This window comes from Arthrobacter sp. 8AJ (assembly GCF_902506025.1).
In the GTDB taxonomy this organism is placed as follows: Bacteria; Actinomycetota; Actinomycetes; order Actinomycetales; family Micrococcaceae; genus Arthrobacter.
This window is the reverse complement of record NZ_LR733289.1, coordinates 434064-451302: the sequence shown is the minus strand read 5'-3', so window position 1 is coordinate 451302 and position 17239 is coordinate 434064. Positions and strand designations below refer to the sequence as shown.

General features: G+C 57.5%; 15 protein-coding genes and 1 pseudogene. 5 read left to right on the top strand and 11 right to left on the bottom strand.

Annotated features, from left to right (window positions below; all coding sequences use genetic code 11):
• Positions 1 to 353: 353 nt before the first annotated feature.
• The 9 genes from BACI349Y_RS02085 to kdhC all read right to left on the bottom strand — a co-directional run bounded on the left by BACI349Y_RS02085 (position 354) and on the right by kdhC (position 10199).
• Entirely contained in the window at positions 354 to 1487 is a 1134-nt protein-coding gene (locus tag BACI349Y_RS02085; protein WP_159630019.1) for an XdhC family protein, read from the bottom strand.
• The gene (locus BACI349Y_RS02080; RefSeq protein WP_159630017.1) at positions 1480 to 2508 is read right to left on the bottom strand and encodes a vWA domain-containing protein; all 1029 of its coding nucleotides are present in this window, start codon (positions 2506 to 2508) and stop codon (positions 1480 to 1482) included. Before BACI349Y_RS02080 ends, BACI349Y_RS02085 begins: the two co-directional genes overlap by 8 nt.
• A gap of 80 nt (positions 2509 to 2588) precedes the next feature.
• Positions 2589 to 3482, bottom strand: coding sequence for an AAA family ATPase (locus tag BACI349Y_RS02075; protein WP_159630015.1), 894 nt, complete (start codon positions 3480 to 3482; stop codon positions 2589 to 2591).
• A 197-nt stretch (positions 3483 to 3679) separates the two neighbouring features.
• Positions 3680 to 4504: a carbon-nitrogen family hydrolase gene (locus BACI349Y_RS02070; protein WP_236560688.1), complete on the bottom strand. Its 825-nt coding sequence runs from the start codon at positions 4502 to 4504 to the stop codon at positions 3680 to 3682.
• Positions 4505 to 4565: 61 nt separating this feature from the next.
• On the bottom strand, positions 4566 to 5279 hold the full coding sequence (locus BACI349Y_RS02065) for an SRPBCC family protein (RefSeq protein WP_159630013.1): 714 nt from the start codon (positions 5277 to 5279) through the stop codon (positions 4566 to 4568).
• Between the two features lie 12 nt (positions 5280 to 5291).
• Entirely contained in the window at positions 5292 to 6485 is a 1194-nt protein-coding gene (locus BACI349Y_RS02060; protein ID WP_159630011.1) for an FAD binding domain-containing protein, read from the bottom strand.
• The gene (locus tag BACI349Y_RS02055) at positions 6482 to 7414 is read right to left on the bottom strand and encodes a cyclase family protein (RefSeq protein ID WP_159630009.1); all 933 of its coding nucleotides are present in this window, start codon (positions 7412 to 7414) and stop codon (positions 6482 to 6484) included. The genes BACI349Y_RS02060 and BACI349Y_RS02055 overlap by 4 nt, the downstream gene beginning before the upstream one ends.
• Positions 7414 to 7719 (bottom strand): Dabb family protein, encoded by a 306-nt coding sequence (locus BACI349Y_RS02050; protein WP_159630007.1) that lies wholly within the window; start codon positions 7717 to 7719, stop codon positions 7414 to 7416. The genes BACI349Y_RS02055 and BACI349Y_RS02050 overlap by 1 nt, the downstream gene beginning before the upstream one ends.
• A gap of 95 nt (positions 7720 to 7814) precedes the next feature.
• Complete coding sequence (gene kdhC, locus BACI349Y_RS02045) at positions 7815 to 10199, bottom strand: 6-hydroxypseudooxynicotine dehydrogenase complex subunit gamma (protein WP_159630005.1); 2385 nt, start codon at positions 10197 to 10199, stop codon at positions 7815 to 7817.
• A 167-nt stretch (positions 10200 to 10366) separates the two neighbouring features.
• On the opposite strand from kdhC, the gene BACI349Y_RS02040 reads away from it, so the two are divergent.
• Together BACI349Y_RS02040 and BACI349Y_RS02035 are read left to right on the top strand one after the other, a co-directional pair.
• Positions 10367 to 11470: a 2,6-dihydropseudooxynicotine hydrolase gene (locus BACI349Y_RS02040; protein ID WP_159630003.1), complete on the top strand. Its 1104-nt coding sequence runs from the start codon at positions 10367 to 10369 to the stop codon at positions 11468 to 11470.
• Positions 11463 to 11813, top strand: coding sequence for a cupin domain-containing protein (locus BACI349Y_RS02035; RefSeq protein ID WP_159630001.1), 351 nt, complete (start codon positions 11463 to 11465; stop codon positions 11811 to 11813). The genes BACI349Y_RS02040 and BACI349Y_RS02035 overlap by 8 nt, the downstream gene beginning before the upstream one ends.
• A 38-nt stretch (positions 11814 to 11851) precedes the next feature.
• On the opposite strand, the gene BACI349Y_RS02030 is transcribed toward BACI349Y_RS02035, so the two are convergent.
• Positions 11852 to 13078: a PucR family transcriptional regulator gene (locus BACI349Y_RS02030; protein ID WP_159629999.1), complete on the bottom strand. Its 1227-nt coding sequence runs from the start codon at positions 13076 to 13078 to the stop codon at positions 11852 to 11854.
• A gap of 59 nt (positions 13079 to 13137) precedes the next feature.
• Between BACI349Y_RS02030 and BACI349Y_RS02025 the strand changes: the two genes are divergently transcribed.
• The 3 genes from BACI349Y_RS02025 (at position 13138) to kdhB (ending at position 15841) form a co-directional block, all read left to right on the top strand.
• Entirely contained in the window at positions 13138 to 14322 is a 1185-nt protein-coding gene (locus BACI349Y_RS02025; protein WP_159629997.1) for a PucR family transcriptional regulator, read from the top strand.
• Between the two features lie 146 nt (positions 14323 to 14468).
• The gene (gene kdhA / locus BACI349Y_RS02020) at positions 14469 to 15359 is read left to right on the top strand and encodes a 6-hydroxypseudooxynicotine dehydrogenase complex subunit alpha (RefSeq protein ID WP_159629995.1); all 891 of its coding nucleotides are present in this window, start codon (positions 14469 to 14471) and stop codon (positions 15357 to 15359) included.
• On the top strand, positions 15359 to 15841 hold the full coding sequence (kdhB, locus tag BACI349Y_RS02015; protein WP_159629993.1) for a 6-hydroxypseudooxynicotine dehydrogenase complex subunit beta: 483 nt from the start codon (positions 15359 to 15361) through the stop codon (positions 15839 to 15841). The genes kdhA and kdhB overlap by 1 nt, the downstream gene beginning before the upstream one ends.
• A gap of 665 nt (positions 15842 to 16506) precedes the next feature.
• Here the strand turns inward: kdhB and BACI349Y_RS02010 are convergent.
• Positions 16507 to 17216, bottom strand: a pseudogene (locus BACI349Y_RS02010) (ATP-binding protein).
• Positions 17217 to 17239: the final 23 nt, after the last annotated feature.

Below are 17239 nucleotides of genomic sequence, written 5' to 3'. Positions count from 1 at the left end.
GCATGAAAAAACTGTCAGGTCCCATTGCCTGGTGCGATTCTGACGCAGCCTATAGTCAGTGCAAAGGATTAGCTTTCTCTCCCCCAGCCCTTCTAAGCGGATCCAGATAATCCCAAGGGAAGGAGCACTCGTTTCCACGACGCCGGAGTAGCGTGACGTGTAATCTTCAATTACCTGGATCCGGTCGCCCTCCCCTAGCATTTCCAAATCAAGTAGCTGGCCTTCGTCAAGTCTGCTGGGTGTGCGGTCTTCCGCTGACTTTGAAACCACCACGGCCTTGGTTGCCACCAACGCCTGCCACTGTCGGGTGTCTTCAAAAGGTTGCGTAGCCGACTCTTTTAGGTGCGGCATGGCTAGGCCGGGTCCGAGTGCACAGCGCCAGCCGAATCGCGCAGAGGGCGGCCAGTCCCTTGCCACCGTTTCGCAATTATTTCTGCCACAACTGACACTGCTGTTTCCTCCGGTGTCCGACCGCCGAGATCAAGTCCGATCGGACTATGAAGCTCGGCAATCTGCTTCTCCATTACTCCAGCCTCCAAGAGGCGGTTGAGTCGGTCCTCATGTGTCTTTCGAGAACCCATGGCACCTATGTAGGAGGGCCTGTATTCTTCTTCCAGCCGCAAAGCGATATCCAGGACAGGGACGTCGAACTTGTGATCATGGGTGAGAACACAAATGACCGTTCGGTTGTCCACCTTTCCCGCCGAAACTTGTTCCTGAAGGTAAACGTGAGGCCACGCTACGATCACCTCGTCAGCTCCAGGAAAACGGGCGGCGGTCGCAAATACTGGGCGGGCATCGCAGACGGTCACATGAAATCCGACCATTGACCCGGCCCGCGCGACTGCGGCGGCAAAATCGATGGCTCCAAAAATGATCATTCTGGGCTTCGGCTGATAGGAAGAAACAAAGACCTTCGCGCCCGTTTCCATGCGTTCTCCTCGGGGACCGTAGGTGAGCACCTTGGATTCGCCGGAAGCCAGCAGGCCCCTTGCATCGTCAGCCACTGCATGGTCCAGCATATTGCTGCCAAGGCTGCCTACAGCGTGGGTCGGCCAAACCGCCAGCCGCTTTCCCAGTATTTCAGGCTGGTCATGTTCGACGACGGTCGCTGTGGCAACAGGGTTACCGTTCTGGACGTCCTGGACGATCGTCCTGATTTCTGGGTAACTTTCCTTGGTGACTCGTTCAACGAAGACGTCGATTATTCCGCCGCAGGTTAGTCCAACCGCTACAGCGTCATCGTCGCTATAACCAAAGCGTTGCAGAACAGGGGTACCGTCTTCGATGACATCCTGCGCGATTTGGTAAACAGCTCCTTCAACGCAGCCCCCGGAAACTGAGCCGACGGCTTCCCCAGCGGTGCTTACAGCCATCGCAGCGCCCGCCGGCCGCGGGGCAGATTTAGACGTGCTGACGACGGTGGCGAGGGCGAAGGTTTCTCCGCGCCTCGTCCACTCTGCCACTGCTTCAATAACGTCACGCATTTGCTATCCGATCTGCTAGGTCCCTGAAAGCAGCCATGGTGTGGCCCGCGACCAGGGCATCGATGTGCGGGAGAACGGCCTTAATGCCGCTTTGTATAGGTTCATATCCAGATTTTCCCCGGTGGGGGTTGGACCAGATAACACGATGGGCCAGGCGATGGAGACGGGATACCTGATGCGCAAGATCTCTGGTATCCCCACGTTCCCAGCCATCACTTGCGATCACAACTACAGACCCTCTGAGCATTGCGTGTTGTCCCCAGAGGGCGATGAAGGCCTCTAGGGCTTCGCCCAGCCGGGTGCCTCCAGACCAATCCGGCACAGCGAATCCTGCGTCCAACAGCGCCACTTCCGGATCCGGGTGCTGCAACGCCGCCGTCACCCTGGTCAGGCGTGTGCCAATGGAAAATACTTCTGTGGTGTCGGCGTTGGTGGCTAAAAGCCGATTACCGAAGCGAAGAAAACTATCAGCGTAGGCTTCCATGGATCCCGAAACATCCACAATCAAGACAACTCGGCGGGGCTTTTTCGTTCGGAAGCGATACTGCAGTTGGCCTGGTTCGCCGCCTCTTTTTAGGTGGTCTCGGACAGTGTGTGCCGGATCAATGCGCTTGTGGCGATGGGTCCGCTTGTAACGAGCCCTTCTTAGCGGTGCTTTAATAGGCAGAGCAGCAAAGGCCTCTACAAGGTACCTCTTTTCCTCCGCCGACATGAGGGCCACATCTCTGTGTTGCAGGGATTCATCCCTGCTAGCCAGTGCAATCTGTTGCTCAAGTTCCGGCTGAGGGCTGTCGCCGCCTGCTGCGTCGGGCAGGCTTGCTTCCTGTCTCTCCGAAAGGGGCACAGGTACCGGAGGCTCGGATGAAAACCACAAGCGGAACGCCCGGTCGTAAGTCTCAAAGTCCGACCTGCTCTTACACAACGTAGCGCGTCCGGCCCAAAAAACCTCGTTGCGACGCTGGAGATCCAGAACGTTTAGGGCCTCAAGGTAAAGGCCGACCTGTTCTGCCCCTACGGTCATCCCCTCATGTCTAAGCGCTCCTACGAAGCCATAGAAAATTTTCAACCCTACTTGTGAGTGCATCGCCAACACCATTCACGTTAGGTAGGAAAGATGGTTCTCAAGGTGCTCAGGATCAGCTCCCTGTCGTCTTGGTCTTTGCAGAGGGCGCCAATAGTTAAGCCTGCACTGTCGGCGTCGATGTCCTGCCCGCCAAGGCGGTTCAAAGCCTGGGCCCAGTCGAGCGCCTCGGCTACCCCAGGGGAACGCCTCAAGCGTCCCTCGTTGCGCAAGGACTGAACCACGTCGACCACCTGCTGCGCCAGCTTCTCGTCCATGCCGGGCAGCCGGGTCCTGATAATTTCCAGTTCGCGGGCCGGCTCTGGATGGTCGATCCAATGGAAGTAGCATCGCCGTTTCAGAGCCTCGTGTAACTCGCGAGTCCGGTTGGAGGTCAGGATTACGATGGGTGGAACAGTAGCGGTGATAGTGCCCAACTCGGGTATGGATATTTGGTTTGACGCGAGCACTTCCAGGAGGAAGGCTTCAAATTCGTCGTCCGCCCGGTCAACTTCGTCGATGAGAAGAACGGCCGGCCCCCCCTGCAGGGCCCGAAGAATTGGTCGTGGCAGCAGGAACCGTTCGGTGTATAGGGACTGCTCTAGTTCCTCCGCACTCGTTGCCGAATTTGCTGCTTCCAGTGATCGCAAGTACAGAATCTGACGTGAAAAATCCCAGTCGTAGAGCGCCTGGGTCGATTCGATGCCCTCGTAACACTGCAGTCGGATCAACGGGATCCCCAGCATCTTAGCTAAAGCTTCAGCCAAGGAGGTTTTGCCCGTGCCGGGAGCACCTTCAACAAGCAACGGCTTATTCATGGCAACAGATAGAAAGACGGTGGTGGAGAGACCCTCGTCAGCCAAGTAGTTGACTGCCTTAAGCCGCGCCGCCATCTCACCGGGGCTTTCCGGTTTGGTCACATTGTCGTTACTCATTGTTTCGCCTTGCTAGTCGGTTTTAGAGGTCGTGGAGTGCGGCTTATGGCGATGTGAATTTATGCAGACACTGCATACAAGCAGTCGACGAGGGTCCACCGTCGTACTCAAACGTAAGAACAGCCGGTTCCGGGATGCCCCGCCCTATCGACAAGGCAGAACACCCCGAAGCCGGACCGCTCGAAGTGGCCCCCTTGCTATTCCTGCAGGTTGCTCACGACCATAGTCTTACCCTTAGCAACCCAGATATCTGCCCGCCGGTCGTTAAGCACCGGGAAAGAAGTGCGCAGATCGTTCAACGAATCGAAATCGAGACGCGCCTTGAGAACGGTTTCCTCTTTCTCTGCCTGCGCCAAGATATTTCCGTTGCCGTCCACGATCTGACTGTGACCACCCAACTCCACCTTCTGGTCAGATCCTGTCATGTTGCACTGGACGACAAAGGTCTGATTCTCGATTGCCCGCGCGCGCCCCAGGGTCTGCCAGTGCTGAACTCGCGAAAGTGGCCAGCAGGCCGGTACCACATTTAGCGCCGCACCCTCCGCTGCGATATGCCGATACAGCTCAGGAAAACGAAGATCGTAGCATGTGCTAAGCCCAGTGATGGCCGTCGCGCGTTCCGTCTGCAGCTCCACGATCACGGGCTCGTCTCCCGCTGCTATCAGCTTTGGCTCTCCGTCGGAAAATCCAAATCGATGGATCTTTTTATAGGTGGCACGGATGGATCCTGCAGGGTCAAAAAGAACCGATGTATTCCACATGTCAGAAGCGGCACTGCTTTGCTCCGTCACCATGAAAGAGCCGGCATGCAGCCAGGCCTTTTTTTCCCTGGCCATTTTGGACAAGAAGGTGAACACCTCACTGTGCAGCGAGATCGCGTTCGTTCGCCAGCTGTCGTAGGAGAACCCGCCATGAAGCCAGAGTTCAGGCAGAACGATCAGGTCCGCTTTGTCGATGCCAGAAATCAAGTCCTGCGTACGCGAAATCCTGTCCTCGAGGAGCTCTGTCGAATCAAAGCTCACCTGAACAGCTGAGACGTCAAGCTGCCCGCTATTTGGGACCAATCCACGAACATTCATCGATTCAGGACTTTCGGTTGCTTCCGGCCGCAACACCTGCCGAGAAGACTGCAATCAGTGCAGCAACGACAGAAATAATTGCAGGGAGCCATTTTCCTACTTCGGGAACCTCGACCTGAGTGCCAGTGCCCTTTTTAGCGGCGCGGGTTTCCTTCGCCAGCTTAATGAGGTCCAGAGCTTCTTCGGGTTCCGCCTGACCAGGCTGCTTTAGTTCCCTTCCTGCGGCTCCGTCAGCTTTTGAGAGCTCTGTCGATGCTTCGCTCCGGGACTCGCTTCCTGAAGTCATCTCCACAGCCAACCTTTGAGCGAAGACTCCAAGGATGGCCGTAGCCGCCTCGTTGATCACACCTCGCCCGAACTGAGCGATTTTTCCAGTCATGTCCAGCTCCGTCTGAACAATGACGGTTGCGCCATTGGCCTCAGGCTCAAGCCGTGCGGTGATGGTCGCGGACATGTTCCCTTGCCCACGAGCATCCTTGGCACGAGCTTGGATTACTGCGCGCCGTCCCTTTTCATCGACCTCAATGAAACGGGCAACGCCAACATACTCGGCCGTAATCGGGCCGACCTTGATCTTCGCCTTGCCCTCGTACTCATCACCGTCAACGCTGGTGATGGAAGCGCCGGGAAGCATAGGCGCGATTCGCTGCAGGTCCAGCAGGACGGGCCACGCCTCGTCCGGCGGGACAGGCACGGTGAAAGTGTTAGTCATCTCCATGATCGGTTTTCCTTAAAAGTTCTTGACTACGGATGGTTCATCCACTGCGGGGAGCCCAAATGCGAAGTCGGGGTTTCCAGGCTCAAAGCTACCCCCGTGCTGTAGACGGGACGCCATTCTTTTCACTTTCTGGAGATAGGCGTTCCCCTGCTGCAGTTGCCTGGTTTCCCACCTCTGCAGGGATTCCTGCAGATTGTCGTTCTCCGTAAAGACTTCTGCAAGAGTACGTGCGTCGTCACAGGCTTTAGCTCCACCCGCAGCAGCGTGAGGCCTTGGGGTCACCGCCGCGTCTCCAATCAACAGAACACGGCCATGAACCATGCGCTCGACAGTGGCATCTGCAACAACAGTCACAAATGGGGATGAAGCTTTGAGTACGAGGTCCCTGAAAGGCGCGAAGAGACGCTCACCCTTGCTATGGAACTGACGCAGATTGTGCGGATTCAGTGAGTTGTTGTGGACAGACGTTGGGAGCCTGATGCCGCGAACGTCCGTCATGAGTTCGTCGAGGTCAGCTCCTTCAGGGACGTTCCAATACCACTGAAAATTCAAACGCGGCGACTCTGAGTTTTCCCGGCCCGGAATGGGGTAAGCGATGAGGTGACCATCATTCAGAAGCCCATACGTGAACTTGTCGTTAAAGTAGTTCCACACATCGTCGGAAACTTCGCCCGGCTGGAGCACCCCTCGCCAGGTGACGTATCCTGCGTACTTCGGTTCAATGCCCAGCAGGCGTTTGCGAACTACTGATGCTCCGCCGTCAGCGGCGATCAACCAGTTCGCCTCGGCCTGGGTACCGTCTGAAAAGCGCAACTGTACGGCGTCGGAATCCTGGTTGAGACCGACGAGGCACTTACTGGTGTGGTAACGCTCCGGCCCAAACAGTTCGTAAAGCGCTCCGTATATCGAGTCGTAGCTAGTGAAGCGCCAGTCTGCAGGAACGGACCCGAAGCTTTCTCCAGTCAGTGCGTCGACATATTCCATGGATGACGACGGAACACTGATCGAGTCCAGCTCGACACCCTGCTCCAGCAAGTAACGAACAAGCTCCGGCTGGACGACAATGCCAGTGCCGAAGCCCGAGAGGGGCTGGGGCGACCGTTCATAGACATCGACCTCAACGCCCGCATCTCGAAGCATCAGCGCTGCCGTTAGCCCAGATATCGAACCTCCAACTACCGCAATACGTTCGGTTGTCGGGCTCATGCGTCCTTCCTTAATGCCATGGCGAGCGGACGCATTGGGGCGCCGCTCGCTCCCCGAAGACGGATAGGAGCAGCGATCAGGCAAAATTCCTTTACTCCATCCGCTGCCAGTTCCTCCAGGTTCAACAGTTCCACCATGGGCACACCTGCTTCCGCAAGGAAGTGGGTATGCCCGGGAAGCCAGTTGTCTTCATGCTCCGACGGGCCTACCTCCACGCATTCCTGGTCAGCACCAATTGCAGAAATGTTTTGGCTTGTAAGCCAGCGGGCAGCATCCAAGCTCAGTCCCGGAGGGTTTCCAAGAGTCTTAGTTCCATCCGGCCAATGACGCATACGTCCGGTACGAACCAAGGGAACATCCCCTCTCTGCAATACGAGGCCCGCTTTTTCCAGTGCCTCTTCAATATCTGCAGTGGTGATGGCGTAGGAATCAGGCAGGCACTCTACGTTCTTTAGGCCAGCAATATCCAGCAACACGCCGCGGGTGATGATTGGGGGAATCGTCTCCGCTCCACCCTTGGTCCAGGTCCGACTGCCCAAATTCTCTTCCGGTTTGTACCCGTTATAGATCTGTCCGTCGACGCCGAAGTGGTTCAGCGAATCGATGTGAGTCCCGGTGTGGGTATACATGAATACAACATCTCCGGAGTAGCACACGTGCCTGTTGACAGCCTCGCCGACACCGTTGAGGTTATCCACCACCGTGCCCTGAGGGGTGTGGCTCATGAAGATTTGGTAGCTGGGATCGCCAGCTCCCTGAAAGCTGGGCATCCCTACGAAATAGTCAACGCTGAGGTCATAAACCCGCGAGGGGTCCGCCCGCTGAAGAACGTCTGCCCGAACAGACTCGTCGAGGAGGTTTAATGCTCCCCTCTCGTCGTCGGGGCCCCAAGGGCTAATCCCTACCTTCACGTCAGCAGTCTGGCTCATCAGAACGCCTCAACTTCGTAGTCCACTACAGCCCTGTCCGCGAACATCGGCATAAGTGTCGCAACTACCTCAAGGTGAAAGGGATCGGTGGAGTACTTGTCCAGATCAGCCCAGCTTGCAAAATCAGAAATCAGGACACCATCCCACGGCGCACCGTTATCGCCAGGGTCGCCCGAATGAGTGCCGATCTCCCAGCCTTGAATGAAACCCAGACGCGGCGGAAGGGTGTTGAGAATTTCAACAATCTCCTCCTGGTTGCTTCCTTCGGCTACGCGCCATGCAAATACGTGTCGAACTTTAGTCATCAGTTGACCTCTCATGTGTGTCTTGGATTACCCGCCGGGTTGTATGTTCAGTTTCGTAAGAGCAGCGAAGTTGTCCCACTGGCGGATGCCACAAGTTACAGTTGTGCTTTGTTCAAACCTTGACAGCGGGTGAAGATCTGCTCGGGAGTGACTGGCAGCCGGTCCGTGTGGATGCCATCGGCAATGGCATCATCTACCGCGGAAGCGATTGCCGCGCCGGCGGCAATGATGCCAATTTCGCCAAGGCCCTTGGCGCCAAAGGGATTGTCTGGCGACTTGGCATCTTCAGTTACGAAACAGTCGACGTTCGGCATCTCCTGCGCGCCCGGCAACAGGTAGTCCATAAACGAAGTCGTAATTGGCTGTCCGTCCTCTTCGTAGAGGAACTCCTCGTAAAGGGCGCCTCCAATGCCTTGCACAGCGGCACCAATGATCTGACCCCTTGTGGTCAGCGGGTTAATTACACGCCCTGCTTCCGTGGAGGTCGAGAAGCGAAGTATCTTATGGCCGCCCGTGCCAGGATCTAGTTCGATTTGCACCAGCGTCACCCCGTACGGGTAGTTCATGGCGTTGTTCACGTAGACCGCGTCCGCCGCGAGGCCCGGCTCATCATTGTCCGCCCTAGCCGTGAAAGGGTCCCTCGCCGCCGCAATCTCGTACAGCGTAATTTGCTGATCAGTGCCCTTGACCTTGAAACTGCCTGCCGCCAATTCGAGGTCTTCCGGATCAACCTCGAGCATCTCAGCTGCCAGACGCCTGGCTTTATCCACCACTGCAAGCGCCGCCTTGCGGGCAGCACCCCCAGCGAGAACAGTTGAACGGCTGGACCAGGAGCCGACGCCGTCCGGAATGAGCTCTGTGTCGCTATGGACGATGTCAATGTTTTCGGGAGCGATCTGTAGTTCTTCGGCGACAATCTGGGCCAGAACTGTCTCGATTCCCTGTCCGACCGAAGAACCTCCGGTCTTGACCGTAACGCGGCCTGCGCGGCTGACTTCGACACCACCTGTTTCGAAAAGCCCCAGCCCTGCCTTGTCCATAAGCACGCCGAGGCCTACGCCAACTTTCCGGCCCTGCGCCCGCAGTCGTTTGGATTCTTCAATCCACTCCGAAAAGTTTGCCGCCTCCAGCGCTTCGCCGAAGTGCTTTACTACATCTCCCGAGTCGAAGTGGTAAGGCTCGTGGACGATATCGAGACCAGGCGTCCACGGGAGGTCTTCCGTGGTAAGAAGGTTTCGCCGCCGGAACTCCGCCTTACTGAGACCGATTTCTTCACATGCCAGATCGAAGATCCGCTCACGAGCAAAAGTGGATTCATATCGTCCAGGTGCGCGATAAGCGCCGACAGGTGTTTTGTTGGTGAAGACGGCGTGCAGGGTAGCATCGTAGGCCGGAACCCGGTAGGGGCCGAACACAATGCCGGCGGTAATGTCGCTGACTAGTGGCTCGGCTTGCCTGAAATAGGCTCCATGGTTGTGGAAAATTTCGTCCTTCATGCCCAGAATTTTGCCCTCAGCATCGAGCGCGAGTTCCAGCTTATGCACCATTTCCCGAGCATGGGACGTGGATGTCATGTGCTCGGCGCGGTCCTCAGTCCATTTGATCGGGACTCCCAATGTGCGGGCTGCCCATGCTGCAACGACGTTTTCCGGGAAGACTCCGCCCTTCACCCCGAAACTGCCGCCGATTTCTACGTGTTTCATCCGGACATTGACCTCGGGAAGATTCAACATCTTGGCGATGATCCTGCGGTTGTCATGCACATGCACTGTGCCCCAGATGAATAACGTGTCCCTTGCCGGGTCGGGCTGCACCACTACGGCCCGCGGCTCCATAGGTACACCGGAATGGCGGTTCGTAACGTACTTGTGGCGGATGATGTGCTCGGCCTCGGCAAAGGCCCGGTCAATGTCGCCGTAGGCCTTTTTAATGCGTGCACCTTCATTGCCACGCCCCGGAAAAAGCTCAATCTCACCGGTCAACGCTTCTTCCGGATCCAGGAGGACCGGGAGCGGCTCGTACTCGATAGAGACCAGTTCGGCCGCGTCTTCGGCAAGATAGGGATCAACGGCAAGTACGGCAACCACCGGCTGCCCCACATACTGCACCTTGTCTACTGCCAGAACGGGGTGGCTAAAGTCCTCAATATTTTCGTAAATCTCGTGGTATCCCAGCTCTTCCAAGAGGATGGAACCCAAATGCCGCGTGTGCTCAGACGTGACAACCATTCGTACGCCCGGAGTCTTTGCGGCTTCAGTGACGTCTATGGACACGATCCGCGCATGGGCCTGTGTCGAACGGACAATGCGCATATGCAATTGCCCGGGCACTCCCAGATCGCCAGCAAATGTTGCTGATCCAGTGAGGAGCCGGCGGTCCTCCCGCCGCAGAACCTCCTGGCCTATCCATGCCTGTCTGTTGCCCTTGTCCGCGTCGGCCGTGCCGGTATCAGGGATGAGCGTTTTAGCCTTTGCCATCATGGGCTCAGTATGTCACCGGGCCGGGAAGCCCGGATGTTCAGGCATTGACAAAAACACCGCCTAAGTATCCGCAGTTAGTAGGCGCCCTCGCGCCGCTTCCATAGCAAGATCATTCCGCAGACCCCTTGTGCGGGGTCACGGAAGTCTGAATTTAGGGAGACGGCAGTATGACTGTAACTTCGCAAGTGAAACCTGAAGATGAAATGCTGAACTGGGGACGCCTTATCCTCGACGGCGTTTCCTACTCGGACATGGTGGGTGCCCGCGATAGGCCTAAGGAGATTACCTGGTTTGACTACTGGATGAATCTCGCAAATGAGTACGAGCAGGAAGCGGAAAGTAAAGTGGCCCTGGGCCACGACCTGTCCGCCGGTGAGCTCCTGATGTCAGCGGCGCTGTGCGCCCAGTACGCCCAGTTCCTTTGGTTCGATGAGCGCCGACAGAAGGGCCAATCTCGAAAAGTTGAACTATACCAGAAAGCAGCCCCACTCTTGTCCCCGCCCGCACAGCGACACGAACTGGTGGTTGACGGCATTCCGATGCCTGTTTACGTGCGAATTCCGGAAGGCCAGGGACCACACCCCGCGGTCATCATGCTCGGTGGCCTGGAGAGCACCAAAGAGGAAAGTTTCCAGATGGAAAACCTGGTGCTCGATCGGGGCATGGCTACTGCCACGTTTGACGGGCCTGGGCAGGGCGAAATGTTTGAACACAAGCGGATTGCCGGTGACTACGAAAAGTACACGTCAGCGGTAGTGGATCTACTCATCGGACTTGAAGCAATCCGGAACGAAGCTATCGGAGTTTTGGGCCGAAGCCTGGGCGGTAACTATGCGCTCAAGTCGGCCGCATGTGAACCGCGTCTGGCGGCGTGCATTTCCTGGGGCGGATTCTCCGACCTGGACTACTGGGACCTTGAGACTCCCTTGACAAAGGAAAGCTGGAAGTACGTCTCCAAAGTTGACACTCTGGAGGAAGCAAGGCAGCACGTCCATGCTGCTCTGGAGACCCGGGACGTCCTACCAAACATCGCATGCCCTACATACATTCTGCACGGCGTGCACGACGAAGTTCCACTGTCCTTCGTGGACACTGTCCTCGAACTGGTCCCGGCAGAACACCTGACCCTGGTAGTTGAAAAGGACGGCGATCACTGCTGCCACAATCTGGGAATCAGGCCCAGGCTTGACATGGCAGACTGGCTCCAAGATGTTCTAGTGACGGGAAAGACACCTCCCCCGGCTATGAAGGGATGGCCGCACAATGGATAAGATCAGGAAAGTCAGCACGGGCACCGCCCCGCTTGAATCCTGGCAGCCGGACGGTGTAGTCGTCCATGAGGGAAGCCCGAACGGGCACGGGTTCACGCTCTTTGAACGCACTTCCTCTCCACAATTCGGCACGGGTATCTTCACTTCGCAGCCGTGCACAACAACTTATGAACTCACCGATAACGAGATCATTTACGTTGTCGAAGGCTCCGCAACGCTAACTCTTGCATCCCAGGAGCCGGTCCCTGTAACCGCCGGCGACCTGGTATTCCTTCCGAAGGGACACACGTCTACTTGGGAGTTTCACGAGCCATTCAAGGAAATCTGGTTCTTGGTGGAGTAGAAGCCGCTGGCTGGCAGCGACTCCTCAAAGGGGTTCACTCAGAGGGCGGGTTGCGGGAGACCGGGAGAATCCTCCAACCCGCCGAGCTCCAGCTTCATAGCCTCGACCATCCGCGAGAGCCTGATGGCGACGGGCAGTTCATCTCGGAGCAAGCCACGTGAACCTATTTTGCCTTCGATGAGTTTTAGACGGTAAGCGATAGTACGGCTGTGAACTCCCAGACGCTGTGCTGCCGCTGCCGCGTTCTGGCCCGAAGCAAAATATGCTTCGAGAGTTTCGACTAACCTACTTGGGGGGTCTTGGTGCAACCCGAGGCCCCCCAATTCGTCGGAAATAAATGAAGTAACGGCAGCGAGATCGCGCGTAGCCAACGCTTCAAGCATGACATCTTCATACCAGGTGACCTGGGTGCCCAGTTTTTGGGCGACCGAGTCGGCCTCCAGCGCTCGTCTGTGCGTAACTACGAACCCATCCAAGCCTTCGCTCAAAGTCCCAAACGAAATCCGCGTGTCCTTCGGTAGGTCACTTGACAGGACAACCTGCCGTGGTGACGGCAATCGACTCGACCACTCGGCCCAAATATAGCCGGTCTCATCCTCGGCTGTGATAACAAGGGGACGGATCCTAGATGCGCTGCCGAGGGTCCGAGCCACAGCCTCCACACCGTCACCGGACACAACCGCAGCAAGATGCCGGCCTGAAAGGTTATAGGAAAAAACTGTCGAATCTATTGGCAGTCCAGCGAGGAGAGCCCTCAGCGTCGAAAGCTTCCTCCGGTTTTGACTCTGCCTGGAGAATGCAGTGCTCTCCATTTGGTATGTCTCGATGATGGACGCAGAAACTCTATCGTTCCAGGCAAAATGGCTTGCACTGGCATGCCTCAGGACCTTGGACCTTCGAACGGGATCGGTGATGATTCGGTGCGCCTCCTCAAGTAGAAACTCCCACAAAGTGGCCTGAGCCGCCCTGGATCCCCGGAGCAGGTGATGCAAGTCCACGCCGGCCCGTGCCGCCAACCTCACCTCCCGGAGAGTCTCATTGGAAGCCCTGGTTGCCCCGACCCGCCCTTGACCGATGTATTCGAGGACATCACGCAGGGAAGCTGTGATGGTTTCCGATTCTGCCTCCGTGAGGGACGAGTTACGTGTCGCGGCGGAATAGTCTTCGTACGTATACTGCAGTCTCGCCCGGATGCAGTCGTAGATTTCAGGAATCCTTGCCTTCACTGCAACGGAAAGTTCGTCCAGTCCTTCCTCAATGGTCATACACTGAGACTATCAAGGGGCCTGGTCTGTGCCGAGACCACAGCGCATGAAATAGGAACATGATCCAGACACAACATCTATCGGCAATATCGGCCGCCGTCACATCAGATATCGAACACTTGTCCGACTCGATGGTCCGCCGACTCCATGATGACGTTCAGGCCGGTGTGGGCTTAGATCCGGCACTTTCGCTGCGGCGGTCTGAGCGGCTGTCCGCCGCCCTGCTATCTATCAGCAGGGCCTTGTCCGGGTCAGACGAACCAGACGAAAATTTCCTGCGGGAGGCCACCCTTGAGGCGCGCGAAACAGCCCAAGCCGGTGTGGATCTACTCGAACTCATCCACACCTACAGAGTGCTGCAATCTGCGACCTGGGATGTGCTCCTAGACCTCACAACAACTCTTGTCCCAGATGCATCACAGCAATTAGAGATCCAGAAGTGGGTCTCCCAGTTACAGCACCGATGGCATGACGTGGTCGTTGCCAACGTCATCGACGCGTATCGTTCCGAACAGCATCGATTCTTCTACAAGTCTGAGGATCACCGGCTGAGGAATGAGTTGCGGGACTTCATTTCAGGAAGGCGCACGGCCCGACCTAACGCTGCCTACCCCTTCGAAGGAAACCACCTATCAGTGGTGGCCTGGGGAAATGATCCGAAGGGGATGATCACCCTTGCCGCCACCATCCTTAACAGCAATGCGCCACTGATACTGGAAAGCACCGGCGGAGCTTTTCTGGGCTGGTTGCCTGTATCAGATGGACTGAGCTCTGCAACGCAATTGACAGAAGGCGACCTGCCCGATGGAGCACATCTTGCCCTGGGATCCCTTGACAAGGGTTTCTCCGGCTTTCGGCACAGTCACCAGCGCGCATGGAGAGCTTACAAAGTCGGCCGTCTCACGGGGGCGCGAATAACGCACTATAGCGACGTAGCTCTGGAAGCTGTCTTCGCCACAAATATGCAAGCGGTGCGTGATTTGGTCGCGCAGCAGCTGGGTCCTTTGCTCACCGATCCCCGCAAAGACATACTCTGTGACACCCTCCGGGCGTACTTCTCAGCCGGCTGCAATGCGGTAGCGGCCGCGACAGCACTCCAGGTTCATGAGCGCACCGTGGCCTACCGTCTCAGATCCATTGAAGAACGGCTTGGCATCAGCGTTGCCGAACGCCACGTGGAACTACTTGTCGCACTACGACTTTATGGTTTGCTGAAGTCAATCGCCCAAACAGACATCCTCTGAGTTAGGGCGCTCAGCATCAGCGCTGCTTGGAATTGTCTGTTCTAGGCAGGTCCGGGCACTGTTTTGTCCCATGACGCAGAGCGCAAAGCCATACCAAGGGGGCAAAGTAGTGGCATGAACAATGAGCGCGGCCGGCGGTATTGCCCGTGAAGCCACCTTCCTTCGAATACGTTGTTGCCGACTCGGTTGAGGATGCGCTCCGCCTACTCGCGGAGGGAGGCGATGACGCGAAAGTCATCGCCGGAGGTCAAAGTTTGGTCCCGCTCCTGAATTTCCGGATGGCCCGTCCCTCACTTCTGGTCGACATCAACCAGGTGCCCGGTTTGGCAAACATAAAGAAGACCGACCATGCTATGGCGATTGGCGCCTTGACCCGTCATGCGAAGCTAACGACCTCCAAGACCATTTCGCAAAACCTTCCAATCTTGTCGGAAGCGGCAGCGTGGATCGCGCACCCTCAAATTCGTACCCGAGGAACGATTGGCGGCTCTCTTGCACATGCTGATGCTGCGGCAGAGCTGCCCGTAGTCCTGCTAGCCCTTGACGCCTCCGTCACCGCACGGTCTCTACAAGGCGAGCGAAAGATTCCTATCAAGGAACTGCTAGTCTCACATTTCGTCTCGAGCATCCTTCCCGGCGAGCTCATTGTGGAGGTTAACATACCTCTGCTACCTCCCGGCACTGGTGCTGCATTTGATGAGTTCTCTCGGAGGCATGGCGACTACGCCATAGGAGGAGCGGCATCCATCGTCACCCTGGACGAACACGGCAAATGTTCGCGGGCGAGAATTACTGTCCTGGGTGGAGGATCAACCGCCATCCGCTGCCAAGAGGCGGAAAAAGTCCTAATAGACAGCACCCTGTCCAGCGCCGACGTTGCCACAGCTGCCCGGGTGGCGGTACAGGGGCTTGATCCCGTGCCCACAGTGCACGGGAGCGCTCCCTATCGCACCCAAGTTATTCGGACAATCGTCGAACGAACCCTCGCCCAAGCACGGCACCGCGCGAGACCGACAAAGGAAAGCATGGAATACTGATGAACGCCTTTCGCCTCACGGTTGAAGTAAACGGAGTCAACCACGAAACGGACGTCGAGCCTCGTCGGCTCCTCGCAGATTTCCTACGCGAAGACCTGCACCTCAGAGGGACACGGGTAGGCTGCGAGCACGGCGTTTGCGGTTCCTGCACTGTGCTGATGGATGGTCAGCCCATTCGATCCTGCACCGTGCTGGCAGTGCAGGCGAACAACGCCAGGATTGAAACAGTCGAAAGCCTACAGCAGGAAGGCGACCTTCACCCGCTACAAAGTTCCTTCTCAAAGTGCCACGCCCTGCAGTGCGGTTTTTGCACATCAGGTTTCTTGATGTCTCTTAAGCCTCTCTACGACGACGAAGACGTTACCCTCGATGAGACAACCGCTCGCGAAGCTATTTCCGGAAATATATGCCGGTGTACGGGATACCAACAAATCGTGGAAGCCACAGTAGAAGCCTTCCAATGTAGGAATCACAGCAGCTGACACGCGTCGGCCACGTCACGTCAGCGCTAACGGTCTCATGGCCGTTCGGCCATGGCTGTCACCTCCGCGCCGGTTGCGGGCTTTGGGGAATCAGGCAGTTGGTCTGCGAAGTAATGCGGCATCTCGTGAGGTGATGAATGCAACAGAATGCGCTCCCGGGCGGAGACGAAACTATCCGGACGCACGAACCCTGTGGGCGGCTCTGGCAAGCAGTTTCGTTGCAGAAGATACTGCTCCGCGCAGCCTCCGCGTACCAAGATTCTGAGCAGGTCTCGATGTGGGAATCCTGGCCAAACAGCTGAGTGACCGGAAATCAAGGCGGCAACTGCCGATAGGAAGCCACTAACCGCAAGATTACTGCAAGACCCCTTGGGACAGTCCCCCCACATTTTCCGGGCCAGACACGACTCCTCCTGGCTCGGGATCCACCCTCGGTCATGGACTGCGGGGAATGCAACGGCCTGCATTTCCCGCAGTCTTCGTGGGCTATGTCGCTCTGCACAGGCGGGGCGACGTCTGCCGCTGGCCGTTGTCAATGGCCTTTGGTTTCTGCCCACGGGCGGCCAGTTAATCGGCCCGCTGGTGGCCAGTAAATCTGCCCGGTGATGGCCAACAGATCTGCCCACTGAGGGTTTTCGGTGGGATTGGCCATCGTCGAGGGTTTGTTAGTTCAGTTCGGTGACTCCTTTCCCGGCGAGGGCTTGAGTGAGTCGGATGGAGTCGCCGCTGGTTTGGCAGACGTGGGCGTGGTGCAGGAGCCGGTCCACGGTTGCCGTGGCGAGGGTTTTGGGCATCAGTTCATCGAAGCCGGCGGGGTGCAGGTTCGAGCTGATCGCGACGGAGCGTTTCTCGTAGGCGGCGTCCACGACCGGTAGAGTCCTTCGGCGGCGTCGGTGGCCACCGGGAGAAGGCCGATGTCATCGATCACGACGAGTTCCGCGCGGAGGATTCTAGCCACGGCCCTGGTGACGCTGTCGTCGGTGCGGTGTGCGCGGATGAGGGCGCCGAGGTCTTCGAGTCTGAACCAGGCAACGCGCATCCCGGCTTCGACGGCTTGCTGGCCGAGGGCTTCGAGGAAGAACGTTTTCCCGGTGCCGGAGGGCCCGCAGACGACCAGGTTCTCGCGTCGGGTGATCCATTCCAGGGTGCGCAGGGCTTGCTGGGTGGGCGCCGGGATGGAGGAGACGGCGGGGTCCCAGACGTCGAAGGTCTTCCCGGTCGGGAAGCCTGCTGCTTTGCGCCGGGTGGCGAGCATGGACCGGGCCCGGCCTGCGGCTTCTTCGGTGAACAGTGCCTTGATGATCTCGGTTGGTTCCCAGCGCTGGGCGCGGGCGGTCGCGATCAGCTCCGGTGCCAGTGCCCGGGCGTGGGGCATCTTCAGTTGCCGCATCAGCGCTT